Annotated in this window: 23 protein-coding genes; 20 read left to right on the top strand and 3 right to left on the bottom strand. The window is 65.4% G+C overall.

The features are described 5' to 3' along the window. Window positions 1-4: 4 nt before the first annotated feature. Complete coding sequence (clpS, locus tag ACW9UL_RS10375; protein ID WP_031303861.1) at window positions 5-367, bottom strand: ATP-dependent Clp protease adapter ClpS; 363 nt, start codon at window positions 365-367, stop codon at window positions 5-7. Between the two features lie 231 nt (window positions 368-598). Here clpS and cspD point away from each other — a divergent pair, with 231 nt between their 5' ends. Further along, a complete protein-coding gene (gene cspD, locus ACW9UL_RS10370; protein ID WP_457790601.1) occupies window positions 599-862 on the top strand; it encodes a cold shock domain-containing protein CspD in 264 nt (87 codons plus the stop codon). A gap of 69 nt (window positions 863-931) precedes the next feature. On the opposite strand, the gene icd is transcribed toward cspD, so the two are convergent. Further along, window positions 932-2,188: an NADP-dependent isocitrate dehydrogenase gene (icd, locus tag ACW9UL_RS10365; protein ID WP_021445856.1), complete on the bottom strand. Its 1,257-nt coding sequence runs from the start codon at window positions 2,186-2,188 to the stop codon at window positions 932-934. A 366-nt stretch (window positions 2,189-2,554) separates the two neighbouring features. On the opposite strand from icd, the gene ACW9UL_RS10360 reads away from it, so the two are divergent. The 14 genes from ACW9UL_RS10360 (at window position 2,555) to ACW9UL_RS10295 (ending at window position 18,282) form a co-directional block, all read left to right on the top strand. Next, window positions 2,555-4,783, top strand: coding sequence for an NADP-dependent isocitrate dehydrogenase (locus ACW9UL_RS10360; protein WP_457790599.1), 2,229 nt, complete (start codon window positions 2,555-2,557; stop codon window positions 4,781-4,783). A gap of 78 nt (window positions 4,784-4,861) precedes the next feature. Continuing rightward, window positions 4,862-5,302: an NUDIX hydrolase gene (locus ACW9UL_RS10355; RefSeq protein WP_457790597.1), complete on the top strand. Its 441-nt coding sequence runs from the start codon at window positions 4,862-4,864 to the stop codon at window positions 5,300-5,302. 106 nt (window positions 5,303-5,408) lie between these two features. Beyond that, on the top strand, window positions 5,409-6,521 hold the full coding sequence (gene mnmA / locus ACW9UL_RS10350; RefSeq protein WP_457790595.1) for a tRNA 2-thiouridine(34) synthase MnmA: 1,113 nt from the start codon (window positions 5,409-5,411) through the stop codon (window positions 6,519-6,521). Then, complete coding sequence (gene hflD, locus ACW9UL_RS10345; RefSeq protein ID WP_021445852.1) at window positions 6,518-7,138, top strand: high frequency lysogenization protein HflD; 621 nt, start codon at window positions 6,518-6,520, stop codon at window positions 7,136-7,138. Before mnmA ends, hflD begins: the two co-directional genes overlap by 4 nt. A 5-nt stretch (window positions 7,139-7,143) precedes the next feature. Then, window positions 7,144-8,007 carry a DMT family transporter gene (locus ACW9UL_RS10340; RefSeq protein WP_021445851.1) on the top strand — a complete coding sequence of 288 codons (864 nt, stop codon included), beginning with the start codon at window positions 7,144-7,146 and terminating at the stop codon, window positions 8,005-8,007. Window positions 8,008-8,154: 147 nt separating this feature from the next. After that, a complete protein-coding gene (purB, locus tag ACW9UL_RS10335) occupies window positions 8,155-9,525 on the top strand; it encodes an adenylosuccinate lyase (protein WP_457790592.1) in 1,371 nt (456 codons plus the stop codon). A gap of 78 nt (window positions 9,526-9,603) precedes the next feature. Further along, entirely contained in the window at window positions 9,604-10,770 is a 1,167-nt protein-coding gene (locus tag ACW9UL_RS10330) for a ribosomal protein uL16 3-hydroxylase (protein ID WP_457790590.1), read from the top strand. After that, the gene (locus ACW9UL_RS10325) at window positions 10,763-11,188 is read left to right on the top strand and encodes a GNAT family N-acetyltransferase (protein ID WP_457790588.1); all 426 of its coding nucleotides are present in this window, start codon (window positions 10,763-10,765) and stop codon (window positions 11,186-11,188) included. The genes ACW9UL_RS10330 and ACW9UL_RS10325 overlap by 8 nt, the downstream gene beginning before the upstream one ends. Before the next feature lie 8 nt (window positions 11,189-11,196). Continuing rightward, entirely contained in the window at window positions 11,197-11,838 is a 642-nt protein-coding gene (locus ACW9UL_RS10320) for a DUF7931 domain-containing protein (protein WP_457790586.1), read from the top strand. Then, the gene (locus ACW9UL_RS10315; protein ID WP_122107808.1) at window positions 11,835-12,644 is read left to right on the top strand and encodes a secretin N-terminal domain-containing protein; all 810 of its coding nucleotides are present in this window, start codon (window positions 11,835-11,837) and stop codon (window positions 12,642-12,644) included. Before ACW9UL_RS10320 ends, ACW9UL_RS10315 begins: the two co-directional genes overlap by 4 nt. A 558-nt stretch (window positions 12,645-13,202) precedes the next feature. Further along, entirely contained in the window at window positions 13,203-14,798 is a 1,596-nt protein-coding gene (locus tag ACW9UL_RS10310; protein WP_021445845.1) for an isocitrate lyase, read from the top strand. 262 nt (window positions 14,799-15,060) lie between these two features. After that, window positions 15,061-17,064: a PhoX family protein gene (locus ACW9UL_RS10305; protein WP_457790583.1), complete on the top strand. Its 2,004-nt coding sequence runs from the start codon at window positions 15,061-15,063 to the stop codon at window positions 17,062-17,064. Between the two features lie 114 nt (window positions 17,065-17,178). Next, window positions 17,179-17,817: a hypothetical protein gene (locus ACW9UL_RS10300; RefSeq protein ID WP_457790581.1), complete on the top strand. Its 639-nt coding sequence runs from the start codon at window positions 17,179-17,181 to the stop codon at window positions 17,815-17,817. Window positions 17,818-17,940: 123 nt separating this feature from the next. Then, on the top strand, window positions 17,941-18,282 hold the full coding sequence (locus ACW9UL_RS10295; protein ID WP_397497135.1) for a hypothetical protein: 342 nt from the start codon (window positions 17,941-17,943) through the stop codon (window positions 18,280-18,282). 139 nt (window positions 18,283-18,421) lie between these two features. Here the strand turns inward: ACW9UL_RS10295 and ACW9UL_RS10290 are convergent, their stop codons facing one another. Further along, window positions 18,422-19,819, bottom strand: a complete 1,398-nt coding sequence (locus ACW9UL_RS10290; protein WP_457790579.1) for a pectin acetylesterase-family hydrolase — start codon at window positions 19,817-19,819, stop codon at window positions 18,422-18,424. Window positions 19,820-20,345: 526 nt separating this feature from the next. Between ACW9UL_RS10290 and ndhC the strand changes: the two genes are divergently transcribed. The 5 genes from ndhC to nuoF are packed head-to-tail and all read left to right on the top strand — an operon-like array spanning window position 20,346 to window position 25,050. Further along, window positions 20,346-20,750, top strand: coding sequence for an NADH-quinone oxidoreductase subunit A (ndhC, locus tag ACW9UL_RS10285; protein WP_397487613.1), 405 nt, complete (start codon window positions 20,346-20,348; stop codon window positions 20,748-20,750). Between the two features lie 10 nt (window positions 20,751-20,760). Continuing rightward, entirely contained in the window at window positions 20,761-21,435 is a 675-nt protein-coding gene (locus ACW9UL_RS10280) for a NuoB/complex I 20 kDa subunit family protein (RefSeq protein ID WP_457790577.1), read from the top strand. Continuing rightward, the gene (gene nuoC / locus ACW9UL_RS10275) at window positions 21,435-23,213 is read left to right on the top strand and encodes an NADH-quinone oxidoreductase subunit C/D (protein ID WP_457790575.1); all 1,779 of its coding nucleotides are present in this window, start codon (window positions 21,435-21,437) and stop codon (window positions 23,211-23,213) included. The genes ACW9UL_RS10280 and nuoC overlap by 1 nt, the downstream gene beginning before the upstream one ends. Window positions 23,214-23,215: 2 nt before the next feature. Beyond that, window positions 23,216-23,713, top strand: a complete 498-nt coding sequence (gene nuoE / locus ACW9UL_RS10270; RefSeq protein ID WP_457790573.1) for an NADH-quinone oxidoreductase subunit NuoE — start codon at window positions 23,216-23,218, stop codon at window positions 23,711-23,713. Further along, window positions 23,710-25,050 (top strand): NADH-quinone oxidoreductase subunit NuoF, encoded by a 1,341-nt coding sequence (gene nuoF, locus ACW9UL_RS10265; protein ID WP_457790572.1) that lies wholly within the window; start codon window positions 23,710-23,712, stop codon window positions 25,048-25,050. The genes nuoE and nuoF overlap by 4 nt, the downstream gene beginning before the upstream one ends. The last annotated feature ends 2 nt before the right edge of the window (window positions 25,051-25,052 follow it).

Here is a 25,052-nt window from a genome sequence, read left to right as displayed (position 1 = left end):
GGCATTAACCGTCCTTCTCGATCTCACAGAGTAGCGGATGCTGGCTTTCCCTAGCGTACTGATTGACCTGCATGGCCTTGGTCTCCGCGATATCACGGGTGAACACGCCGCATACCGCCCGCCCCTCTGTATGGACGGTCAGCATGATCTTGGTCGCCAGCTCCCGGTTCATGCCGAAAAACACTTCGAGCACTTCGACGACAAAATCCATCGGGGTGTAGTCGTCATTGAATAAGACCACCTTGTACATCGGTGGTGCCTGTAATGCTGGCTTGGATTCCTGAACAGCAACGCCGGAGGAATCGTCCTCATGCTCTGCCGGGTGATCCTGATTGAATGTTAGTCGAATCTGGCTACTTGCATGCATGCTGAAATCAGAGGTTCAGGGCCGGACGAACAGGGATGCTAGAGGGAGTTTGACTGACTTCTCAGCCGTCCGCCGCATAGCCTTGACTATCGGCAAAAGGGTGTTACAAACAATAAATACCCATTAGTGGGTATCAGGGGTTCCGCGCCCTCGCCCAGCCTGGTTGGTTTTCGCGCGGAATCGAAGTGGATGATACTCCAGAGATGGAGTCCTTTGCAGAGGGATATCAGCATGCTCAGCGGTAAGGTCAAGTGGTTCAACAACGCCAAAGGCTATGGATTCATCCTGGCCGACGGCCGAGATGAGGACCTGTTCGCCCACTACTCGGCCATCCAGATGGAAGGTTATAAAACACTCAAGGCCGGCCAGCCGGTCCGCTTCGAGATCGTGCAGGGCCCGAAAGGACTACACGCCGTCAATATCAGTGCCGCCGCCCAGGACACCCCTGCGGCAGTACCCCAGGCGCAGAGTACCGCTAGCACTGTCGAAGTCTGAGTACCCTGGCAAATCGCCGCGAAAAAGGCCGGTCAATTGACCGGCCTTTCTTTATGCGACAACCCGCCGTTACATGTGCGCGATCATCGCGTCACCGAACTCCGAGCAGGACAGCAGGGTCGCCCCTTCCATCAGGCGCTCGAAATCGTAGGTCACGGTCTTGGCGGCGATGGCGCCGTTGGTGCCCTTGATGATCAGGTCGGCCGCCTCGACCCAGCCCATATGCCGCAGCATCATCTCGGCGGAGAGGATCACCGAGCCCGGATTGACCTTGTCCTGGCCGGCGTACTTCGGCGCGGTGCCGTGAGTCGCCTCGAACATGGCCACCGAGTCGGACAGGTTGGCGCCCGGCGCGATGCCGATACCGCCGACCTCCGCCGCCAGGGCGTCGGACAGGTAGTCGCCATTGAGGTTGAGCGTGGCGATCACGTCGTACTCGGCCGGACGCAGCAGGATCTGCTGCAGCATGGCGTCGGCGATCACGTCCTTGACCACGATGTTCTTGCCGGTGCGCGGGTTCTTGAACTGCATCCACGGGCCACCATCGAGCAGCTCGGCGCCAAATTCGTCGCGGGCGATCTCATAGCCCCACTCTTTGAACGCGCCCTCGGTGAATTTCATGATATTGCCCTTGTGCACCAGGGTTACCGAGCTGCGGTCGTTGTCGACGGCGTACTGCAGCGCCTTGCGCACCAGACGCTTGGTGCCCGCCTCGGAAACCGGCTTGATGCCGATGCCGCACATGTCGGTGAAGCGGATCTTCTTGACGCCCATTTCCTCGGTGAGGAACTTGATGACCTTCTCGGCTTCGGGGCTGCCGGCCTTCCATTCGACGCCGGCATAGATGTCCTCGGAGTTCTCGCGGAAGATCACCATGTCCACGTCACCGGGCTTCTTCACCGGGCTGGGCACGCCTTCGAACCAGCGCACCGGACGCTGGCAGACGTACAGATCGAGTTCCTGGCGCAGGGCCACGTTGAGCGAGCGGATACCGCCACCCACCGGCGTGGTCAGCGGGCCCTTGATCGACACCACGTAGTCGCGCACCGCTTCGAGGGTTTCCTTGGGCAGCCAGGTGTCCTGATCGTAGACCTGGGTAGCTTTCTCGCCGGCGTAGACCTCCATCCAGGAGATCTTGCGCGCACCGCCATAGGCTTTCGCGACGGCGGCGTCGACCACCTTGATCATCACCGGGGAAATATCCACGCCGATACCATCACCCTCGATGAAGGGGATGATCGGGTTGTTCGGCACATTGAGCGACATGTCGGCATTGACGGTGATTTTGTCACCGCTGGCTGGCACCTGGATCTTTTGGTATCCCATGCTGGACTCCATCTTGTGGTTAGAACTGTGCGCAATCCCCCGAGAGTAGCGCAGTTGAATCGGGTGGAACCACATGTTCGTTGGTCTTATACAACTGGGCATTCTGCGACGCGGCGTCGCAGTGATATACTGCTTAGGTGACTAACGAGTCATAAGGGGCGCCCATCCCGAACCGGACGGCAACCTCTTGAAACCGGCCAGTGGCTATCACCGCTGGCTGGCTCGAAATGCTCGACACTCTACTGGTGCATCCAACATCACCGCGGCGAGTCCTCGACTCCAGCCCGATCAATGACCGGGTTCAGGCGCCTACCCGCGCACGTCGAGTTTCTGTGCACGCTCAGCAAAGAAGAGAGTTAACTCTAAATGTCCACCCCTTCGAAGATCATCTACACCTTCACCGACGAAGCTCCAGCCCTCGCCACCTATTCGCTTCTGCCCATTGTAGAAGCTTTCGCCGCATCGGCTGACATCTCCGTCGAAACTCGCGACATCTCTCTTGCTGGACGGATCCTGGCAAGCTTTGCCGACCAACTGGGCGCCGACAAGCGCATCGAGGACGACCTCGCCAAGCTGGCCGAACTGGCCACCCAGCCCGAAGCCAATATCATCAAACTGCCCAACATCAGCGCCTCGGTGCCGCAACTCAAGGGCGCCATCGCCGAGCTGCAGGCCCAGGGCTACGCCCTGCCCGACTACCCGGAAGACCCGCAGAGCGAAGCCGAGAAGGAAGTCCGTGCCCGTTACGCCAAGGTACTCGGCAGTGCGGTGAACCCGGTGCTGCGCGAAGGCAACTCCGACCGCCGTGCCCCGGCCGCGGTCAAGGCCTATGCGCGCAAGCACCCGCACAGCATGGGCAAGTGGAGCATGGCCTCGCAGTCCCACGCCGACTACATGCGCGGCGGCGACTTCTTCTCCAGCGAGCAGTCGATCACCATGGCCAAGGCCGGTGACGTGCGCATCGAGTTCGTCGGCAAGGATGGCAAGGTCGAGGTCAAGAAGCAGCTCGCCCTGCAGGAAGGCGAAGTGTTCGACAGCATGTTCATGAGCTGCCGCAAGCTGCGCGACTTCTTCGAGAAGACCCTGCAGGACTGCAAGGAAACCGGCGTGATGTGGTCCCTGCACGTCAAGGCGACCATGATGAAGGTCTCCCACCCGATCGTCTTCGGCCACGCCGTCAGCGTTTACTACAAGGACGTGTTCGACAAGTACGGCGAGCTGTTCAAGGAGCTGGGCGTCAACCCGAACAACGGCATCAGCAGCGTCTACGACAAGATCAAGGCCCTGCCCGCCTCGCAGCAGGAAGAGATCCTGCACGATATCCACGAGGTCTACGCCCATCGCCCGGAAATGGCCATGGTCGACTCGGTCAAGGGCATCACCAACCTGCACATCCCGAGCGACGTCATCGTCGACGCCTCGATGCCGGCGATGATCCGCAACTCCGGCCAGATGTGGGGCAAGGACGGCAAGCAGAAAGACACCAAGGCCGTCATGCCTGAGAGCACCTACGCGCGCATCTATCAGGAAATGATCAACTTCTGCAAAACCAACGGTGCGTTCGACCCGACCACCATGGGTAGCGTGCCGAACGTCGGCCTGATGGCGCAGAAGGCCGAGGAATACGGCTCCCACGACAAGACCTTCGAAATGACCGCCGACGGCACCATGCGCGTCGTCGCTGCCGACGGCACCGTGCTGATGCAGCACCAGGTCGAGGCCGGCGACATCTGGCGCGCCTGCCAGACCAAGGACGCGCCGATTCGCGACTGGGTCAAGCTGGCCGTCACCCGCGCCCGTCAGTCCGACACCCCGGCGATCTTCTGGCTGGACCCGGAGCGCGCGCACGACCGCGAGCTGCAGAAGAAGGTCGAGCTGTACCTGAAGGACCACGACCTGACTGGCCTGGACATCCGCATGATGGGCTACAACGAAGCCATCCGCGTGTCCATGGAGCGAATGACCCGCGGCCTGGACACCATCTCGGTGACCGGCAACGTGCTGCGCGACTACCTGACCGACCTGTTCCCGATCATGGAGCTGGGCACCTCGGCCAAGATGCTGTCCATCGTGCCGCTGATGGCCGGCGGCGGCATGTACGAAACCGGCGCCGGCGGTTCGGCGCCCAAGCACGTGCAGCAGCTGGTCGAAGAGAACTACCTGCGCTGGGATTCCCTCGGCGAGTTCCTGGCCCTGGCCGTCTCCCTGGAAGAAACCGGGATCAAGACCGATAACCTCAAGGCCAAGATCCTCGGCAAGACCCTGGACGAAGCCACCGGCAAACTGCTGGACAACAACAAGTCCCCGGCGCGCAAGGTCGGCGAGCTGGACAACCGTGGCAGCCACTTCTATCTGGCGCTGTACTGGGCCCAGGCCCTGGCCGCGCAGAACGAAGACGCCGAGCTGAAGGCACGCTTCACCCCGCTGGCCAGGACCCTGACCGAGCAGGAAGCGACCATCGTCGCCGAACTGGCCGCTGTGCAGGGCAAACCTGTGGACATCGGTGGCTACTACCGCTCCAACCCCGAGCTGACCAGCCAGGTGATGCGCCCCAGCGCCACCTTCAACGCCGCTTTGGCCGCGCTGAACGCCTGATAAGGGCTCGGCAACACGGAGAACCCCGGCCATAGTGCCGGGGTTCTTTTTTGCATAGAGATCACTGGAGAAGCAGAAATGGAGTGGCAGCCCCATATCACCGTGGCCACGGTCATCGAGGACCAGGGCCGCTTCCTGTTCGTCGAGGAGTTCAAGGCTGGCCGCCTGGTGCTCAACCAGCCCGCCGGGCACCTGGAGGCCAATGAATCGCTGCGCCAGGCCGCGCTGCGCGAAACCCTCGAAGAAACCGGCTGGGAGGTGGCGCTGAGCGGCCTGCTCGGCATTTATCTCTATACCGCGCCGAGCAATGGCGTGACCTACCAACGGGTGTGCTTTATCGCCCACCCGCTGCGCCACGATCCGGCCCGCGCACTGGACAGCGACATCCACGGCATCGCCTGGTTGAGCCGCGACGAACTGGCCGCGCAACCCGAGCGCTGGCGCAGCGAACTGGTGCTGCGCTGCGTGGACGATTACCTGGCGGGCATCCGCGGGTCGCTGAAGCTGGTGCGCGATTGAAGCAGTAGCCCGCGCTTGGCGTACTGCTTCGCGAGTACGCCCTACACGTCGGGTGCAGGCTTTCTGGTAGACTCGCCAGTTTTTCAGGCTTCACTCGCAGACTCCCATGCAAGCACCTAGCACCCAACGCGTGATCGTCGGCATGTCCGGCGGCGTCGACTCGTCCGTTTCCGCCCTGCTGCTGCTGGAACAGGGTTATCAGGTCGAAGGCCTGTTCATGAAGAACTGGGACGAAGACGACGGCACCGAATACTGCACCGCCATGGACGACCTGGCCGACGCCCAGGCCGTGTGCGAGCGCATCGGCATCAAGCTGCACACCGCCAACTTCGCCGCGGAATACTGGGACAACGTGTTCGAGCACTTCCTGGCCGAATACCAGGCTGGGCGCACGCCGAACCCGGACATCCTGTGCAACCGCGAGATCAAGTTCAAAGCCTTCCTCGACTACGCCCTGTCGCTCGGCGCCGACCTGATCGCCACCGGCCACTATGTGCGCCGCCGCGACGTCGACGGCCGCACCGAGCTGCTCAAGGGCCTGGATCCGAACAAGGACCAGAGCTACTTCCTGCATGCCGTCGGCGGCGAGCAGATCGCCAAGACCCTGTTCCCGGTCGGCGAGCTGGAAAAGCCGCAGGTGCGCTCCATCGCCGAGAAATACGAGTTGGCCACGGCGAAGAAGAAGGATTCCACCGGCATCTGCTTTATCGGCGAGCGCCGCTTCAGCGATTTCCTCAAGCAGTACCTGCCGGCCCAGCCGGGTGATATCGAGACCACCGAGGGCCAGGTCATCGGCCGCCATCACGGCCTGATGTACCACACCATCGGTCAGCGCCAGGGCCTCGGTATCGGCGGCCTCAAGGACGCCGGCGACGATCCCTGGTACGTGCTGCGCAAGGACCTGACGCGCAACGTGCTGGTCGTCGGCCAGGGCAACGAACACCCCTGGCTGTTCTCCCGCGCCCTGCTCGCCTCGGATATCTACTGGGTCAACCCGGTGGACCTGAGCAGCCCGCGCCGCCTGAGCGCCAAGGTGCGCTACCGCCAGGGCGACCAGGCCTGCACCCTGGAGCAGACCGCAAGCGGCTACCGCGCCGTGTTCGACGAGCCGCAGCGCGCCGTGACGCCCGGCCAGTCCGTGGTGTTCTACGACGGCGAGGTGTGCCTCGGCGGCGGCGTGATCGAGACCGCCGAGCCCTGGTACGAGGACGCCCGATGAACCCGACGCAGGAACAACTGGTCGCCCTCGGCGCCGTGTTCGAGGCCGCGGTGCTGGCCGACAAGATCGCCCGCACCGGCCAGGTCAGCGAGGCGTCGATGAGCTGCATGCTCGGCAGCCTGCTGGTGCGCGACCCGAAGAGTACGCTCGACGTCTACGGCGGCGACGACCTCAACCTGCGCGACGGTTATCGCGCGCTGGTCAGCTCGCTGGAGCGCAACCCCGCGGCACTGCAGCGCGAGCCGCTGCGCTACGCCCTGGCCCTGCTCGGCCTGGAGCGCCAGCTGGACAAGCGCGGCGACATGCTGCAGGTGATGGGCAGCCGCCTGGATCAGATCCAGCAGCAGGTCGAGCACTTCGGCCTGGTCCACGACAACGTCATCGCCGCCTGCGGCGGGCTGTACCAGGACACCATCAGCACCTTCCGCCAGCGCATCCAGGTGCACGGCGACATGCGTTTTCTGCAGCAGCCGAGCAACGCGGCGAAGATCCGCGCCCTGCTGCTCGCCGGCATCCGTTCGGCGCGGCTGTGGCGCCAGCTCGGCGGTCACCGCTGGCAGCTGGTGTTCAGCCGCGGCAAGCTGCTCAAGGAACTCTACCAACTGATGCGCAGCTGACCGCCATGGGCGCGCCGAGCCGCAGCGTCAAGCCGCTGCAGGGCGCCCTGCTGCTGGCCCTGTCCGCCCTGCTGTTCGCCCTTACCGGCGTCGGCATCCGGGAAATCTCGGCCAGCGTCAACAACGAGTCGGTGGTGTTCTTCCGCAACCTGGTCGGGGTGCTGTTCTTCCTGCCGCTGCTGCTGGTGCGCGGGGTACGCCCGCTGCGCACGACACGGCTGAAATCGCACCTGTGGCGCACCACCTACGGCCTGGCGGCGATGTACTGCTTCTTCTACGCCATCGCCCACCTGCCGCTGGCCGACGCCATGCTGTTCACCTACTCGGCGCCGGTGTTCACCCCGCTGATCGCCCACTTCTGGCTCAAGGAGCCGCTGACCCGGCGCATGCTGCTCACCAGCCTGATCGGCCTGTTCGGCGTGCTGCTGGTGGCCAAGCCCAGCGCCGCGCTGTTCGAGGGCCCGGCGCTGATCGGCCTGGCCGCCAGCCTGCTGGCCGCCTTCGCCTTCGTCTCCATCCGCGAGATGAGCGACAGCGAGCCGGCGACGCGCATCGTTTTCTACTTCTCGCTGTTCAGTGCGCTGTTCTCCGCCATTCCGCTGAGCTGGAGCTGGCAGCCGCTCGCCGCCAACCAGCTCGGCTGGCTGCTGGGCATCGGCCTGCTGGCCACCGCCAGCCAGATCATCATGTCGCGCGCCTACGGCCTGGCGCCGCCGGGGCTGATCGGCCCGATCGCCTACCTGGCCATCGTCTTCGCCGGGCTGATCGCCTGGCTGCTGTGGGGCGAGATGCCCGATCGCCTGTCGCTGCTCGGCGCCGCACTGATCTTCGCCGCCAGCCTGCTGTCGGTCGCCCGGCGCAACGCATAGGCGGTCAGTCGGACGTTTTCATGTATGATATGCGCCCTTTTCGTCAGAGGCCGTCCAGGCAGCTGAGCTAGAGCCCGCTTCATCGGAGCAGGCACGATGCGCAGCAAACCGGATGGCTTTTCAGCCCGACAGCTCGAGAACGCCCATATGCAGCTTTCCTCGCTCACCGCGGTTTCCCCCGTCGACGGCCGCTACGCCGGCAAAACCAGCGCCCTGCGCCCCATCTTCAGCGAATACGGCCTGATCCGTAGCCGCGTGCTGGTCGAAGTGCGCTGGCTGCAGCGCCTGGCCGCCCACGAAGGCATCGCCGAAGTCGCGCCCTTCTCCGCCGAAGCCAACGCCCTGCTCAACCAGCTGGCGGAGAACTTCGCCGTCGAGCACGCCGAGCGCGTCAAGGAAATCGAGCGCACTACCAACCACGACGTCAAGGCGGTGGAATACCTGCTCAAGGAGCAGGCCGCCAAGCTGCCGGAACTGGACAAGGTCAGCGAGTTCATCCACTTCGCCTGCACCAGCGAGGACATCAACAACCTGTCCCACGCCCTGATGCTGCGCGAAGGCCGCGACACCGTGCTGCTGCCGCTGATGCAGCAGCTGGCCGACGCCATCCGTGAACTGGCGGTGAAGTTCGCCGAGGTGCCGATGCTGTCGCGCACCCACGGCCAGCCGGCCTCGCCGACCACCCTGGGCAAGGAACTGGCCAACGTGGTCTACCGCCTGGAGCGGCAGATCGCCCAGGTCGCTGCGGTGCCGCTGCTGGGCAAGATCAACGGCGCCGTGGGCAACTACAACGCCCACCTGTCCGCTTACCCGGCCATCGACTGGGAAGCCAACGCCCGCCAGTTCATCGAAGGCGACCTGGGCCTGACCTTCAACCCCTACACCACCCAGATCGAGCCGCACGACTACATCGCCGAGCTGTTCGACGCCATCGCCCGGTTCAACACCATCCTCATCGACTTCGACCGCGACGTCTGGGGCTACATCTCCCTCGGTTACTTCAAGCAGAAGACCGTGGCCGGCGAGATCGGCTCCTCGACCATGCCGCACAAGGTCAACCCGATCGACTTCGAAAATTCCGAAGGCAACCTCGGCATCGCCAACGCGATCTTCCAGCACCTGGCCAGCAAGCTGCCGATCTCCCGCTGGCAGCGCGACCTGACCGATTCCACCGTGCTGCGCAACCTGGGTGTCGGCTTCGCCCACAGCGTGATCGCCTACGAAGCCAGCCTCAAGGGAATCAGCAAGTTGGAGCTCAATGCTCAGCGTATTGCTGAAGATCTGGACGCCTGCTGGGAAGTGCTCGCCGAGCCGATCCAGACCGTGATGCGCCGCTACGCCATCGAGAACCCGTACGAGAAGCTCAAGGAGCTGACCCGCGGCAAGGGCATCAGCCCCGAGGCGCTGCTGGCCTTTATCGACGGCCTGGACATGCCGGCCGAGGCCAAGGCCGAGCTCAAGCAACTCACCCCGGCCCGCTACATCGGCAACGCGGTGGCCCAGGCCCAGCGCATCTGATCCGCACCAGCCTCGAGGACGCCCGGCTGAGCCGGGCGTTTTTGTTTTAAGGTTTTTTTCTATTTCAAGGGCTTACTGATGAATCCTGATACTCCGCTGCAACTGCTGGGTGGCCTCACAGCCCGTGAATTCCTGCGCGACTACTGGCAGAAGAAACCGCTGCTGGTGCGCCAGGCCGTGCCCGGCTTCGAAAGCCCGATCAGCCCGGACGAGCTGGCCGGCCTGGCCCTGGAGGAAGAAGTCGAGTCGCGCCTGGTCATCGAGCACGGCGAACGCCCCTGGGAACTGCAACGCGGCCCCTTCGCCGAGGACAGCTTCCAGAACCTGCCCGAGCGCGATTGGACCCTGCTGGTGCAGGCGGTCGACCAGTTCGTCCCGGAAGTGGCCGAACTGCTGGAGGACTTCAAGTTCCTGCCCAAGTGGCGCATCGACGACCTGATGATCAGCTTCGCCGCGCCCGGCGGCGGCGTCGGCCCGCATTTCGACAACTACGACGTTTTCCTGCTGCAGGGTTACGGTCATCGCCGCTGGCAGATCGGCCAGATGTGCGACTCCGACAGCCCGCTGCTGCCCCACGCCGATCTGAAGATCCTGGCCGAATTCGAACCAACCGATGAATGGGTGCTGGCACCCGGCGACATGCTCTACCTGCCGCCGCGCCTCGCCCACTGTGGCACCGCTGAGGATGATTGCATGACTTATTCCGTGGGTTTCCGCGCGCCGAGCGCCGCCGAAGTCCTGACCCATTTCACCGATTTTCTCGGCCAGTTCCTCCCCGAGGAGGAACGTTACAGCGACGCCGATATCCAGCCGAGCGAGGATCCCAACCAGATCCAGCGCGACGCCCTGGAGCGCCTGAAGGCCCTGCTCAACGAGCACATGAGCGACGAACGCCTGCTGATGACCTGGTTCGGCCAGTTCATGACCGAGCCCAAGTATCCGGAGCTGGTCGCCGGCATCGAGATCGACGAAGAAGAATTTCTCGGCAGCCTGGAAGACGGCGCCGTGATCATCCGCAACCCCAGCGCGCGCATGGCCTGGTCGGAAGTCGGCGAGGATCTGGTGCTGTTCGCCAGCGGCCAGAGCCGCCTGGTGTCGGCGCGCCTGCGCGAGTTGCTCAAGCTGATCTGCAGCGCCGATGCGTTACATATCGATAACCTTGGCGCCTGGCTGGCCGATGACGAGGGGCGTACCCTGCTCTGGGAACTGGTCAAGCAAGGTAGTCTGGGGTTCGCCGATGAGTGAGATCCGAGTTCGCGTCGCGGACTGGCATAAGGACAACGCCGAGCTGCGGCGTATCCGCGAAAGCGTGTTCGTCGCCGAACAGGCGGTGCCGCCGGAGCTGGAATGGGACGCCGAAGACGCCGAAGCGGTGCATTTTCTCGCCGAGGAAGGCGACTACGCCGTGGGCACCGCGCGCCTGCTGCCGGACGGCCATATCGGCCGCGTCTCGGTACTCAAGGACTGGCGCGGCCTCAAGGTCGGCGAAGCGCTGATGCAGGCGGTGATCGCGGAAGCGGAAAAACGCGGCCTGGATCGGCAAATACTCAGCGCCCAGGTGCACGCCACGCCGTTCTATGAAAGGCTAGGCTTCGAGATAGTCAGCGGCGAGTACCTCGACGCCGGCATCCCGCACGTGGACATGGTGCGCACCCGCCAGTAGAGGCCGCAATGGACGACGAAGACGCCCCGCTCGAGACGAGCGATACCCCGCAGCCGGCCGAGCTCGCGGCTATCGAGTTCGAATCGCCGGGGCGTTTTGCCGTGCACAACCCCGAGCCGGCGACGGCGGACGCCCCGCAATGGGAGCCGGCGCCCTTCGTCCTCGGCGCTCACGAGCGCCTGGAGCGCTTCAGCCAGCCACAGCAGGCGCGTGCCCATGTGCTGGCGCTGATCCAGCAGGCGCAGCGCAGCCTGTGCCTGTACAGCGACGACCTGGAACCCTGGCTCTACCATCACGGCAGCGTGCAGCAGGCCTGCACCCGCTTCCTTCTGGCCAGTCCGCGCGCGCGCCTGCGCATCCTCGTGCGCGACCCGACCCGCGCGGTCAAGGAGGGGCATCGCCTGCTCGGCCTGTCGCGGCGCTTGTCCTCCAACCTGCATATCCGCAAACTCAACCCGGATTATCCCAGTGAAGAACTGGCCTACCTGATCGCCGACGACCAGGGCCTGCTGCTGCGCCCCGAGCTCGGCCAGCAGGCCGGCTACGCCCTGTACCGCGACCCGGCGCGGGTGCGCCAGCGCCAGGCGCAGTTCGACCAGGCCTGGGATACCAGCATCAGCGATCCCGATCTGCGGAGTTTCCTGCTATGACCCTGCGTGCCCTGCTCGCCGCCCTGCTTCTCGGCCTGTGCCTGCCGCTGCAGGCGGCCACCGAGGTGATCCCGCTCAACTACCGCACCGCCGACGAGGTGATCGGCGTGGTGCAGTCGGTGCTGGGCAACGAGGGCCGGGTCAGCCCCTACGGCAACCAGCTGATCGTCAACGCCTCGCCGGCCAAGATCGACGAGGTGCGCCAGTTGCTGGAGCAGCTCGACACCCGCCCGCGACGCCTGCTGATCAGCGTGGAGAGCAGCGACAGCAACTACCAGAGCGACCGCGGCTACCGGGTCGACGGCAGCCTCAGCGCCGGCGACGCCGAGGTGCAGGTCGGCCGCGGCGAAGTGGGTGGCCGCGACCAGGTGCGCATCATCCGCCGCAGCACCGACAGCCGCGGCGGCGGCACCCAGCAGGTGCAAGCCACCGAGGGCTATCCGGCGCTGATCCAGGTCGGCCAGAGCGTGCCGCTGACCACCACCAGCACCGGCCCCTACGGCCAGGTCTACCAGGACACCCAGTACCGCGACGTGACCCGCGGCTTCTATGTCACCGCCACCCTCTCCGGCGAGCTGGTGCACGTCAGCATCAGCAGCCAGCGCGACCGCCTCAACGCCCACCGCCCCGGCGTGATCGACGTGCAGAGCACCGACACCCGGGTCAGCGGCCGCCTCGGCGAATGGATCACCCTCGGCGGGGTCAACGAGGACACCGCCTCCAGCAGCCGCGACATCCTCCAGCGACGCACCACTCAGGGCCGCGAAGACATGACCCTGCGCCTGAAGGTCGAAGCCCTCGACTGACCCCGACCAAAGTCGCAGCCCCTCGCCGCTTTCGACCAATGGACAGCCCCCGCAATCCCGCGCAACGCTGGAAACGCCCGCACCAGAGGGTTTCCGCCATGACCGGCCGGTCGTCTTGAGAATATGTAGTAGTCTAAAAAAACCACTACAAAACGTTTGACGAAGCTTTTGCCGAGAGGCATGATGGCCTCGCTCCCGCTAGCCAGGGGTCCTGAAAAGGATCTCCAGATCGCCAACGAAGCACTTCGTAGCGGTCCGTGTCCCAACAGCCCACAAGGCCGTACGACGAGGTTGCGACTGGAACGAAGTTGTCCTGAGGGACGGGGAAGCGTTTAGCGTCAGACAGATCGACAGCCCGGCAGGTGCCCAAGGTTTCCACGAGCCGACCGGCCCACGCCAAGCGCCCGAACTGTTCGCCACATCCCCCCTCCTCGCGGTCAATCCTCGCCCCAGCCGTTTTCTCGCCGTCAAAGTGGAAGCCTCCCGCAGCCGCTGCATCCGTGCACGCATTGAGTGGGTAGTCGGTGCTCAACCAACACATTTTTTGAAGGATTGACCATGTCCGCATATCAAAACGACATCAAGGCTGTAGCCGCTCTGAAAGAGAAGTTCGGCAGCAGCTGGAGCGCTATCAACCCCGAGTCCGTCGCCCGTATGCGCGCTCAGAACCGTTTCAAGACCGGTCTGGAAATCGCTCAGTACACCGCTGACATCATGCGCAAGGACATGGAAGAGTACGACGCCGACTCCTCCGTCTACACCCAGTCGCTGGGCTGCTGGCACGGCTTCATCGGTCAGCAGAAGCTGATCTCGATCAAGAAGCACCTGAAGACCACCAACAAGCGCTACCTCTACCTGTCCGGCTGGATGGTCGCGGCCCTGCGCTCCGACTTCGGCCCGCTGCCGGACCAGTCGATGCACGAGAAGACCGCCGTCTCCGACCTGATCGAAGAGCTCTACACCTTCCTGCGTCAGGCCGACAGCCGCGAGCTGGACCTGCTGTTCACCGCCCTGGACGCCGCTCGTGACGCTGGCGACCACGCCAAGGCGGCCGAGATCCAGAAGCAGATCGACAACTACGAAACCCACATCGTGCCGATCATCGCCGACATCGACGCTGGCTTCGGTAACCCGGAAGCCACCTACCTGCTGGCCAAGCGCATGATCGAAGCCGGTGCCTGCTGCATCCAGATCGAGAACCAGGTTTCCGACGAGAAGCAGTGCGGCCACCAGGACGGCAAAGTGACCGTTCCGCACGCCGACTTCCTCGCCAAGATCGCTGCCGTTCGCTACGCCTTCCTCGAGCTGGGCATCGACAACGGCGTGATCGTTGCGCGTACCGACTCCCTGGGCGCCGGCCTGACCAAGCAGATCGCCGTGACCAAAGAGCCGGGCGACCTGGGCGACCTGTACAACAGCTTCCTCGATTGCGAAGAAGTGTCCGCTGCCGAGCTGGGCAACGGCGACGTGGTGATCAACCGCGGTGGCAAGCTGCTGCGTCCGAAGCGCCTGCCGTCCAACCTGTTCCAGTTCCGTGCCGGCACCGGCGAAGACCGCTGCGTCCTGGACTGCATCACCAGCCTGCAGAACGGCGCCGACCTGCTGTGGATCGAAACCGAGAAGCCGCACGTTGGCCAGATCAAGGCCATGGTTGACCGCATCCGTGAAGTCATCCCGAACGCCAAGCTGGTGTACAACAACAGCCCGTCCTTCAACTGGACCCTGAACTTCCGTCAGCAGGTGTTCGACGCCATGGTTGCCGAAGGCAAGGACGTTTCCGCCTACGACCGCGCCAAGCTGATGAGCGTCGAGTACGACGAAACCGAACTGGCCCAGATCGCCGACGAGAAGATCCGCACCTTCCAGCGCGACGGTTCGGCCCACGCCGGCATCTTCCACCACCTGATCACCCTGCCGACCTACCACACCGCCGCGCTGTCCACCGACAACCTGGCCAAGGGCTACTTCGCCGACCAGGGCATGCTGGCCTACGTCAAGGGCGTACAGCGTCAGGAACTGCGCCAGGGCATCGCCTGCGTCAAGCACCAGAACATGGCTGGCTCCGACATCGGCGACAACCACAAGGAGTACTTCGCTGGCGAAGCTGCTCTGAAGGCGAGCGGTAAAGACAACACCATGAACCAGTTCCACTAAGAACGGTTCCCCCGCTGCGGGCCACGCACCCGCAGCGTCTCGTTTGCCTAATCCGCCCCGGCCTTGCCGGGGCTTTTTTATGCCTGAGTCGCGGGCCGCCGCGGTCGTGCGCAGCGCTGCCGCTGGCAACGACTGCTGCGCACGGCGCCCCTACGGCCCGCCCTCCGGGCAGATTTGTGCAGCAGCGCACAGCCGTTGTCACTTTCCCGTCGTCTTGCTTGGTTAGCGTCATGGCTCCGTCGATCAGCCTCAGGAGCCCCCCATGCGCAATGAACACGAGCAAGACGTGCTATTCGGCAACGGCGACGAGCCGCTCAGCAACGCCTCCGCCAATCCCCATATCAACGAGTTGATCGAAGCCGGCCTGAGCCGGCGCCAGGTGGTCGCCGGCGGCGCCGCACTCGGCGTCATGGGCTTTCTCGGCGTGGCCCTGCCCGGCAGTGCCGAGGCCGCCGGCAACCCGCTCAAGGACCTGCTCGAGCGCCTGGACAAGCGCGGCAGGCGCCTGCCGTTCAGCCCGGTGGCGGTGACCCGCGCCGACACCATCAGCGTGCCGCCCGGCTACAAGGCCACGCCCTTCATTCCCTGGGGTACGCCGATCCGCGGCAGCTTTCCGGCCTTTCTCGACAACGCCGGCAACAGCGCCGCCGACCAGGCCGACCAGATCGGCATGCATCACGACGGCATGCACTTCTTCCCCATCGACGGCCAGCGCGGCGGTGGTCGCAACAGCGACCACGGTCTGCTGGTGCTCAACCACGAGTACATCGACGCGCCGCTGCTGCATCCCAACGGCCCGAGCCTGGTGAACGGCAAGCGCAGCAGCACCGACGAGGTGCGCAAGGAAATCAACGCCCATGGCGCCTCGGTGGTGGAAGTGCGCCGTGTGCGCGGCCAATGGGAGGTGCTGCCCAGCGCCCGCAACCGCCGCATCACCGGCGCCACGCCGATGCAGATCGGCGGCCCGGCGCGCGGCCACGCCCTGCTCCGGACCCGCTACAGCCCGGACGGCACCGCCACCCGCGGCACCCTGAACAACTGCGCCAACGGCTTCACGCCCTGGGGCACCTACCTGACCTGCGAGGAGAACTGGGCCGGCTACTTCGCCAGTGGCGACGCCGAGCGCCCGCGTGAACTGACCCGCTACGGCGTCGGCAGCGCCAGCCGCTACGGCTGGGACCACCTGGCCGGCGACGAATTCCAGCGCTTCAACGCCACCCGCCTGGCCGCCGAGGCCACAGGCGACTACCGCAACGAGCCGAACCACTTCGGCTGGATCGTCGAGATCGACCCCTTCGCCCCGGAATCCACCCCGGTCAAGCGCACCGCGCTGGGTCGCTTCGCCCACGAGGGTCTGGTGTTCGCCCCGGTCAAACCGGGCCGGCCGGTGGTCTGCTATTCCGGCGACGACTCGCAGAACGAGTACATCTACAAGTTCGTCAGCCGCGGCAAGTACCTGCCGGGTCGCAGCGACGGCAGCCTGCTCGACGAGGGCACCCTCTACGTGGCGCGCTTCAAGGCCGACGGCCAAGGCGAATGGCTGGCGCTGGACATCCAGGACAAGGCCTTCCAGGCCGCCTGCCAGGCCGCCGGGGTGAGCTTCGCCGACCAGGGCGAGGTGCTGATCAATACCCGCCTGGCTGCCGACATCGTCGGCGCCACCAAGATGGATCGCCCGGAATGGGGCGCGGTCAACCCGCACAACGGCGAGGTTTACTTCACCCTCACCAACAACAGCTCGCGCACCGTCGCCGATGCCGCCAACCCGCGCCCGGCCAACGCCTACGGCCATATCATCCGCTGGCGCGAACTGAGCCGCGACTACGCTGGCCGCGCGTTCGCCTGGAGCCTGTTCCTGCTGGCCGGCCCGGAAGGCGACAGCCTGGATGTCAACGGCAAGCCGCTGAGCGCCGACAACCGCCTGGCCAGCCCGGACGGCCTGTGGTTCGACGACGATGGCCGGTTGTGGATCCAGACCGACATGAGCGGCAGCCAGCTGGCCAGCGGCCCGTTCGGCAACAACCAGATGCTGGTGGCCGACCCGCGTACCGGCGAGATGAAGCGCTTTTTGGTCGGCCCGGTGGGTTGCGAAGTCACCGGCATCGCCGCCACCCCGGACTTCCGCACCCTGTTCGTCAATATCCAGCACCCGGGTGAAGGCTCCACCCCCACCAACTTCCGCAGCACCTGGCCGGACGGCCCCGGCCGGCGCCCGCGCTCGGCCACCGTGATCGTCACCCGCGACGACGGCAAACCGCTGCTGTAAGCCCCCGGCGCCCTCTCATGCAACTGAGAGGGCGCCCTCCTTGCTCGCGCACGGGCAAAGCGCGGCGACAGCTTCTACGCTGAAAGCGCCATTCGACTCGCGCAAGGAGTGCCCATGCCCCGCGCCACCCTGCTGCTCGGCTGCTGTCTCGTTCTCGCCAGCGCGGCGCTGACCTGGTACTGGCAGCGTCCGCCCGCGCCGGCTCGACTCGACCCGGCTGCCGTGCCGCCTGCCCCGCCCGCAGCCGCACCCTCCAGCGCCGCGAGCGCCCAGTCGGTCAGCGCCGAACAGCTGCAATGGCTGGCGGCCCCAGAGGTTCGGGCACAACAGCAGCGTCTGGCCTTTCATAACCGCTACCGCGACTTTATCGCGCAGGCCGGGCAACTGGACGCTGCCGCCCGCGCCGCCGAAGCCCGAGCACTGGGCGAGCGCATTGATGCGCTGGAGCGCCAGGGCGAGCTGGCCCTGAGCGAGGCGCTGCTGCTGCAGGTGGCGCTGATCAAGGCGGACAGCCCGGACGAAGCCGAGCAGAAGGCCCGCGGCGAGGCGCTGGTGCGCCGCTACCAGGCCCTCAGCGCCGAGCGCGAGGCGCGTCTGGCGCAGCGCCGCGACCCGAACTTCGAACGCTACAAGGCCGAGGAGCGACGCATAGTCGAGGACGTGCTGGCCCTGCAGGACATCCCCGACGGCCTCAGCCGCGATCAGTACCTGCGCCAGCGCCTGCAGGAAGCGCGCGAGCACAGCTATCAGTAGTCCACGCCAAGGAGGCGTCATGCACTACGGCCCTTAATCCTGCCCATCACTGCTCGTCGCCTGCCCTCTCAGCAGGCGTTAGACATGCAATGGACAATCGCATCAGCCAAAAGGACTAACCACATGCCACTCAACGCAAACATCATTCTCGCTGGCGACTTGGACAGGTACGTTCTTTCCGGGGACGACACTCACGCCATTAACGAGGTTTACAGCCGTATATCCAAGCAAGGCACAGACTTCCTAGGCGCGCTTGACTCAGATGCAAGTCTCGGCAGAGAAACCGGTTTGCGGCACTGGACCAGCAAAAGCTACAAGCGAACGATTTTCTTCCGGGCAGGCAACACGGGTGGAAATTGGACGATGACCGTTTATGGCCACGGCAAGCACTACGGGACGGGCAACAAGAAGTACAACCTGTTCACTTGGGAACATGGAAACAAACAAAAGGTGTACGGCTTTTAATCATTGGGAACAGCCGGCAGATAACGCCCGAGAACATCTGAAAAGAGATCGCAGGCAGGATCGGCAATAACACCGATCCTGCCGCCAAAATCTGCGAATGCTCGAATATCACCTCAAGCGGCCACTACCGGGGCGCCATTCAGAGCAGCTGATCCAGCAGGTAGTACAGCAGGTTAAACGGCTTGCTGCGGTCGGCCATATCGCTGCTTTCCGAGGCGTCCAGCACCTGGCCGCTGCCGTCCAACACGCTGCCGACGAAGTGATCCAGCTGCAGGTTCTGCTCCTGGATATCGGCGTTGGCGAACTCGATGATGCTGGTGCAGTGGCTTTCATTGACCCCGCGGTATTGCGGGAAGTAGCCGCCGACGTTGCCCAGGTTGGCCAGTTGGCCGCGCAGGCGCGCGGTGTCGGTGGCCCAGCGCTGCTTGATCAGCGCCTCCCTGGCGGCCTGGTTCGGCGCGTTGACGATCTCCGGGTAGAAGCGCTCGTAGGAGTAGGACGAATAGTTCAGGTCCTGCCAGAAATGGGTGTGACCCATGCGGTCGCCCGGCAGCTGGCTCGACAGCGCCGGATACAGGCTGCCCAGATCGCCGGGATTGAAGCCCGGCAGCAGCGCCTGCAGGTAATTCAGCGGCCCGCCGCTCTGATCGAGGCCCCAGGCCTGACGGATCAGGGTCTGCAGCGGATAGGACGGATAGCTCTGGTTGTCGCCGGCCAGGGCGCTGTACACCGGACCCGAATCGTTGATCAGGTAGCCGCGGTTCGGCGCCATGTCCTGGCGCAGGTTGGCGTAGTTGGTCAGGCTGCCGGCGCCGCCGGCGCTGCAGCCGGTGGCGAGCATCTGCGTCGGCCGCGGCAGGTTGTCCTTGAGCCAGCCGACCACCGCGCGCATGTTGCGCAGGCCGTTGTGATGCCACACCAGCGGCGGTTGCTGACCCTGGGGGTCCTGGTACACCGCCACCTTGTCGCCGGAGTAGATATCGCCGGTGCAATAGGGCACGTAGACCATGTTCCAGTTCTGCGTCTTCACCCGCGTCCAGGGGTGCAGGCGCACGACGAAGGGGCTGACCAGGCTGGCGCCGGGATTGAGCAGCGACATGTAGTCGTCGGCGATGCCGTTGGGGTTGCGCGCGCCGCGGATGCCGCTCTGCCCGCTGCAGCTGGCATAGTCCCAGCAGGCGCCGCCGCCTTCGAGGTAGATGATGGTGTTGCGGGTATTCGGCACGCGGTTGACGAAGAACTTGTAGGGCGAGCCGTTGCCGCAGACCGCGCCGGTCTGCGGCGCCATCCGGATGGTCTGCCAGCCGTAGTAGTTGCCGGGCGTGAAACCGCTGTTGAAGTCGGCCGGATTGGCCAGCAGCGGATACAGGCCGGTGCGCTGCGCCGGCGTCACCGGATTGTCGGTCTTGGGCGGCGACACCAGGTTGCTCAGGGTCTGCCAGAAGTTGTAATCGCCCGGCTCGGCCTGGACCGGCGCGGCCAGGACGAGCAACAGGGCGGTGGGTAGCAGTCGCTGCAGGGACAGGGCAACGGGCATGGCGATTCCCTCATCTTGTCGTTTTGCTTGAGGGTCGGCATGCCGAGGCAGCGGCAACTACGCAGACCCCGTCGTCATTGGGTGCTGCTCGATCACCGTGGATCGTCGCCGGCTCGGCGATTCATGCACGCTAGTCCAAGAAAGTCGTCGACGACAAAGACCAGACATATCGATTCGAGATAATTACTCAAATTTTAATTATTCATCGCTATTTGAATCGCCGACGAAGTGCAACTAAGACCCGCACGACAGTTGCAACTTATTCTCATCGAATTCGTTTCAAGCGATTGTCAGCGGCGCCCTGGAAGCCCCGCCAATTCTGGCCCCTGGACCAAATTAAAATTTATACCGGCGCAACTGGATAACTGCGCCTAGCATTTAAATCACTTGGGTGCGCCAAGTTGGTTCGCCGCCACGGGTCTGCCGGGCCCTGCACGCACAGCCTCGGCGCAGGCGACAGCCCGCAGCGCGAAGGCAGCGCGACAACCCGGCGCACGGCAGCGATATTCAGCTACGGGGGTAAGGCATGAGCGAAGCGTTCGCCCAGCACTGGGCGCTGGCGGTGTTCCTCCTCGCGGTGGGCGGCCTGTGCGCCTTCATGCTCGGCGTATCCAGCCTGCTCGGCGGCAAGGCCTGGGGGCGCAGCAAGGAGGAACCCTTCGAGTCCGGCATCGTGCCCACCGGCAGCGCGCGGCTGCGCTTCTCCGCCAAGTTCTACCTGGTGGCCATGCTCTTCGTGATCTTCGACGTCGAGGCGCTGTTCCTCTTCGCCTGGGCCATCGCCGTGCGCGAAAGCGGCTGGGCCGGGCTGATCGAGGCCGCCGTGTTCATCCTCATCCTGCTCGCCGGGCTGCTCTACCTGTGGCGCGTCGGCGCCCTGGACTGGGCCCCCGAAGCACGCCGCCGGCGCCTCGGCGCACGCAAACCCTGAGGTCATCGCGATGCAATACAAGCTCACCCGCATCGATCCCGACGCCCCCGGCAACCGCTACCCCATGGGCGAGCGCGAGCTGGTCGACGACCCGCTGGCCGGCCAGGTGCACCGCAACGTCTTCATGGGCCGCCTCGAGCAGGTGCTGCACCAGACGGTCAACTGGGGCCGCAAGAATTCGCTGTGGCCCTACAACTTCGGCCTGTCGTGCTGCTACGTGGAGATGACCACCGCCTTCACCGCGCCGCACGACATCGCCCGCTTCGGTGCCGAGGTGATCCGCGCCTCGCCGCGCCAGGCCGATTTCATGGTGGTGGCCGGCACCTGCTTCATCAAGATGGCGCCGATCATCCAGCGTCTATATGAACAGATGCTCGAACCCAAGTGGGTGATCTCCATGGGCTCGTGCGCCAATTCCGGCGGCATGTACGACATCTACTCGGTGGTCCAGGGCGTCGACAAGTTCCTCCCGGTGGACGTCTACGTGCCGGGTTGCCCGCCGCGCCCGGAGGCCTTCCTGCAGGGTCTGATGCTGCTGCAGCAGTCCATCGGCGAGGAACGCCGGCCGCTGTCCTGGGTGGTCGGCGATCAGGGCGTGTACCGCGCCGAGATGCCCTCGCAGCGCGAGAAAAATCGCGCCGAGCGTATCCAGGTCACCCAGTTGCGCAGCCCGGACGAGATCTGATGAGCACCAGCAGCGCCCGCCTCGCCCCCTCGCCCGCCGGCCACGACGACGTGGTCGCCGAGCTGCAGGCGCTGTTCGGCGCCGACGCCTTCGTGGTGCAGGCGACCCGCACCGGCATGCCGGTGCTCTGGCTCGGCCGCGAGCGCCTGCCGGCGGTGCTACGCGCCCTGCGCCAGCTGCCGCGCCCCTACCTGATGCTGTACGACCTGCACGCCATGGACGAGCGCCTGCGCACCAAGCGCGAAGGCCTGCCGGCGGCGGACTTCAGCGTGTTCTACCACCTGCTGTCGATCGAGCGAAACAGCGATGTACTGCTCAAGGTCGCCCTCGCCGAGGACGACCTCAGCCTGCCCAGCGCCACCGCCATCTGGCCCAACGCCAACTGGTACGAGCGCGAGGTGTGGGACATGTTCGGCATCCGCTTCGACGGCCACCCGCACCTGACCCGCCTGCTGATGCCACCGACCTGGCAGGGCCACCCGCTGCGCAAGGACTACCCGGCGCGCGCCACCGAGTTCGACCCCTTCAGCCTGGATGCGGCCAAGCAGGACCTGGAGCAGGAGGCGCTGCGCTTCAACCCCGAGGACTGGGGCATGCAGCGTCACGGCGCCCACGAGGACTTCATGTTCCTCAACCTCGGCCCCAACCACCCCTCGGCCCACGGCGCCTTCCGCATCATCCTGCAACTGGACGGCGAGGAGATCGTCGACTGCGTGCCGGAGATCGGCTACCACCACCGCGGCGCCGAGAAGATGGCCGAGCGGCAAAGCTGGCACAGCTTCATCCCCTATACGGATCGGATCGATTACCTCGGCGGGGTGATGAACAACCTGCCCTACGTGCTGGCGGTGGAGAAGCTGGCCGGCATCCGCGTGCCGGAGCGGGTCGAGGTGATCCGCGTGATGCTCGCCGAGTTCTTCCGCATCAACAGTCACCTGCTGTTTCTCGGCACCTACATCCAGGACGTCGGCGCCATGACCCCGGTGTTCTTCACCTTCAGCGACCGCCAACGCGCCTACCAGGTGATCGAGGCCATCACCGGTTTCCGCATGCACCCGGCCTGGTACCGCATCGGCGGCGTCGCCCACGACCTGCCGCGCGGCTGGGACAAGCTGGTGCGCGAGTTCGTCGACTGGCTGCCCAAACGCCTGGACGAGTACCAGAAGGCCGCGCTGGACAACAGCATCCTGCGCGGACGCACGGTTGGCGTGGCCGCCTACAACACTCGCCAGGCCCTGGACTGGGGCGTCACCGGCTCGGGCCTGCGCGCCACCGGCCTGGACTTCGACCTGCGCAAGGCGCGCCCCTACTCCGGCTACGAGCGCTTCGACTTCGAGGTGCCGCTGACCGCCAACGGCGACGCCTACGACCGCTGCATCATTCGCGTCGAGGAGATGCGCCAGAGCCTGCGCATCATCGAGCAGTGCCTGCACAACATGCCCGCCGGCCCCTACAAGGCCGACCACCCGCTGACCACGCCGCCGCCCAAGGAGCGCACGCTGCAGCACATCGAGACGCTGATCACCCACTTCCTCCAGGTGTCCTGGGGCCCGGTGATGCCCGCCGGCGAGAGCCTGCAGATGATCGAGGCAACCAAGGGCATCAACAGCTATTACTTAACCAGCGACGGCAGCACCATGAGCTACCGCACGCGCATCCGCACCCCGAGCTTCGCCCATCTGCAGCAGATACCGGCGGTGATCAGGGGCAGCCTGGTGGCGGACCTGATCGCCTACCTGGGCAGTATCGATTTCGTCATGGCCGACGTGGACCGTTGAACATGGGCACGAACCTGATACAGACCGACCGCTTCGTCCTCAGCGCCGCCGAGCAGGCGGCCATCGAGCACGAACGCGAGCACTACGAAGACCCGCGCGCGGCCTCGATCGAGGCGCTGAAGATCGTCCAGCAGCAGCGCGGCTGGGTGCCGGACGGCGCCATCGCCGCCATCGGCGAGCTGCTCGGCATTCCCGCCAGCGACGTCGAGGGCGTCGCCACCTTCTACAGCCAGATCTTCCGCCAGCCGGTCGGCCGCCACCTGATCCGCGTGTGCGACAGCATGACCTGCTACGTCGCCGGCCACGAAGCGCTGCTGGCCCACCTGGCCCGGCGCCACGGCCTGACGCCGGGCCAGACCACAGGCGACGGCCGCTTCACCCTGCTGCCGGTGTGCTGCCTGGGCAACTGCGACAAGGCGCCGGCGCTGATGATCGACGAGCAGACCTTCGGCGAGGTCGCGGTGGAGCGCCTCGATGCCCTGCTGGAGGCCTTTGAATGAGCCGCCTGCCCTCCTTCGCCCCGGCCAACCAGGTCGTGCGCCCGGCCGAGACCCATCCGCTGACCTGGCGCCTGCGCGACGACGGCGAGCCGGTTTGGCTGGAGGAATACCGCGCCAAGGGCGGCTACCGGGCGGCCCGCCACGCGCTGCTGGAGCTGGCCCCGACGGACATCGTCCAGCAGGTCAAGGATTCCGGACTCAAGGGTCGCGGCGGCGCCGGTTTTCCCACCGGGGTGAAATGGGGGCTGATGCCGGCCGACGAGGCGCTGAAGGTGCGCTACCTGCTGTGCAACGCCGACGAGATGGAGCCCAACACCTGGAAGGACCGCCTGCTGATGGAGCAGCTGCCGCACCTGCTGGTCGAGGGCATGCTGATCGCCGCGCGCGCTCTCAAGGCCGGGCGCGGCTACATCTTCCTGCGCGGCGAATACGTCGAGTGCGCCCAGCACCTGCGCCGCGCCATCGCCGAGGCGCAAGCCGCCGGCCTGCTCGGGCGCAATATCCTGGGCAGCGGCTTCGACCTCGAACTCTTCGTGCATACCGGCGCCGGGCGCTACATCTGCGGCGAGGAAACCGCACTGATCAACTCGCTGGAGGGCCGCCGTGCCAACCCGCGGGCCAAGCCACCGTTCCCCGCCACCGTGGGCGTGTGGGGCAAGCCGACCTGCGTCAACAACGTCGAGACCCTGTGCAACGTGCCGGCGATCATCGAGCACGGCGTCGACTGGTACCGCGCCCTGGCCCGCCCCGGCAGCGAGGACATGGGCAGCAAGCTGTTCGGCTTCTCCGGCAAGGTCAAGCGTCCCGGCCTCTGGGAGCTGCCGTTCGGCATCGAGGCGCGCGAACTGTTCGAGGAGCACGCCGGCGGCATGCGCCCGGGCCATCGCCTCAAGTGCTGGCAGCCGGGCGGCGCCGGCACCGGTTTCCTCCTGCCCGAGCACCTGGATGCGCCGCTGCATAGCGCCGGCATCGCCAGGTACGGCACGCGCCTGGGCACCGGCCTGGCGCTGGCGGTGGACGACTCGGTCAGCATGGTCGGCCTGCTACGCAACATGGAGGAATTCTTCGCCCGCGAGTCCTGCGGCTTCTGCACCCCCTGCCGCGACGGCCTGCCGTGGAGCGTCAAGCTGTTGCGCGCACTGGAGCGCGGCGAAGGCCAGCCGGGCGATATCGCGACGCTGGAGCAGCTGTGCCGCTTCCTCGGCCCGGGCAAGACCTTCTGCGCCCATGCCCCGGGGGCGGTGGAGCCGCTGGCCAGCGCCCTGCAGTATTTTCGCGACGAGTTCGAGGCGGGAATCGCGCAGCGCACACGGATGCAGGCGGAAGGCGTGGGCTAGAC

The sequence above is a fragment of the Pseudomonas sp. PL-6 genome (genome assembly GCF_054110165.1).
This window is presented reverse-complemented; position numbering and strand designations above follow the sequence as displayed.

What these genes read in the sequence shown, in the direction of transcription:
- clpS (WP_031303861.1), bottom strand. Translation starts at nt 367, where the DNA reads ATGCATGCAAGTAGCCAGATTCGACTAACATTCAATCAGGATCACCCG.
- cspD (WP_457790601.1), top strand. Translation starts at nt 599, where the DNA reads ATGCTCAGCGGTAAGGTCAAGTGGTTCAACAACGCCAAAGGCTATGGA.
- icd (WP_021445856.1), bottom strand. Translation starts at nt 2,188, where the DNA reads ATGGGATACCAAAAGATCCAGGTGCCAGCCAGCGGTGACAAAATCACC.
- ACW9UL_RS10360 (WP_457790599.1), top strand. Translation starts at nt 2,555, where the DNA reads ATGTCCACCCCTTCGAAGATCATCTACACCTTCACCGACGAAGCTCCA.
- ACW9UL_RS10355 (WP_457790597.1), top strand. Translation starts at nt 4,862, where the DNA reads ATGGAGTGGCAGCCCCATATCACCGTGGCCACGGTCATCGAGGACCAG.
- mnmA (WP_457790595.1), top strand. Translation starts at nt 5,409, where the DNA reads ATGCAAGCACCTAGCACCCAACGCGTGATCGTCGGCATGTCCGGCGGC.
- hflD (WP_021445852.1), top strand. Translation starts at nt 6,518, where the DNA reads ATGAACCCGACGCAGGAACAACTGGTCGCCCTCGGCGCCGTGTTCGAG.
- ACW9UL_RS10340 (WP_021445851.1), top strand. Translation starts at nt 7,144, where the DNA reads ATGGGCGCGCCGAGCCGCAGCGTCAAGCCGCTGCAGGGCGCCCTGCTG.
- purB (WP_457790592.1), top strand. Translation starts at nt 8,155, where the DNA reads ATGCAGCTTTCCTCGCTCACCGCGGTTTCCCCCGTCGACGGCCGCTAC.
- ACW9UL_RS10330 (WP_457790590.1), top strand. Translation starts at nt 9,604, where the DNA reads ATGAATCCTGATACTCCGCTGCAACTGCTGGGTGGCCTCACAGCCCGT.
- ACW9UL_RS10325 (WP_457790588.1), top strand. Translation starts at nt 10,763, where the DNA reads ATGAGTGAGATCCGAGTTCGCGTCGCGGACTGGCATAAGGACAACGCC.
- ACW9UL_RS10320 (WP_457790586.1), top strand. Translation starts at nt 11,197, where the DNA reads ATGGACGACGAAGACGCCCCGCTCGAGACGAGCGATACCCCGCAGCCG.
- ACW9UL_RS10315 (WP_122107808.1), top strand. Translation starts at nt 11,835, where the DNA reads ATGACCCTGCGTGCCCTGCTCGCCGCCCTGCTTCTCGGCCTGTGCCTG.
- ACW9UL_RS10310 (WP_021445845.1), top strand. Translation starts at nt 13,203, where the DNA reads ATGTCCGCATATCAAAACGACATCAAGGCTGTAGCCGCTCTGAAAGAG.
- ACW9UL_RS10305 (WP_457790583.1), top strand. Translation starts at nt 15,061, where the DNA reads ATGCGCAATGAACACGAGCAAGACGTGCTATTCGGCAACGGCGACGAG.
- ACW9UL_RS10300 (WP_457790581.1), top strand. Translation starts at nt 17,179, where the DNA reads ATGCCCCGCGCCACCCTGCTGCTCGGCTGCTGTCTCGTTCTCGCCAGC.
- ACW9UL_RS10295 (WP_397497135.1), top strand. Translation starts at nt 17,941, where the DNA reads ATGCCACTCAACGCAAACATCATTCTCGCTGGCGACTTGGACAGGTAC.
- ACW9UL_RS10290 (WP_457790579.1), bottom strand. Translation starts at nt 19,819, where the DNA reads ATGCCCGTTGCCCTGTCCCTGCAGCGACTGCTACCCACCGCCCTGTTG.
- ndhC (WP_397487613.1), top strand. Translation starts at nt 20,346, where the DNA reads ATGAGCGAAGCGTTCGCCCAGCACTGGGCGCTGGCGGTGTTCCTCCTC.
- ACW9UL_RS10280 (WP_457790577.1), top strand. Translation starts at nt 20,761, where the DNA reads ATGCAATACAAGCTCACCCGCATCGATCCCGACGCCCCCGGCAACCGC.
- nuoC (WP_457790575.1), top strand. Translation starts at nt 21,435, where the DNA reads ATGAGCACCAGCAGCGCCCGCCTCGCCCCCTCGCCCGCCGGCCACGAC.
- nuoE (WP_457790573.1), top strand. Translation starts at nt 23,216, where the DNA reads ATGGGCACGAACCTGATACAGACCGACCGCTTCGTCCTCAGCGCCGCC.
- nuoF (WP_457790572.1), top strand. Translation starts at nt 23,710, where the DNA reads ATGAGCCGCCTGCCCTCCTTCGCCCCGGCCAACCAGGTCGTGCGCCCG.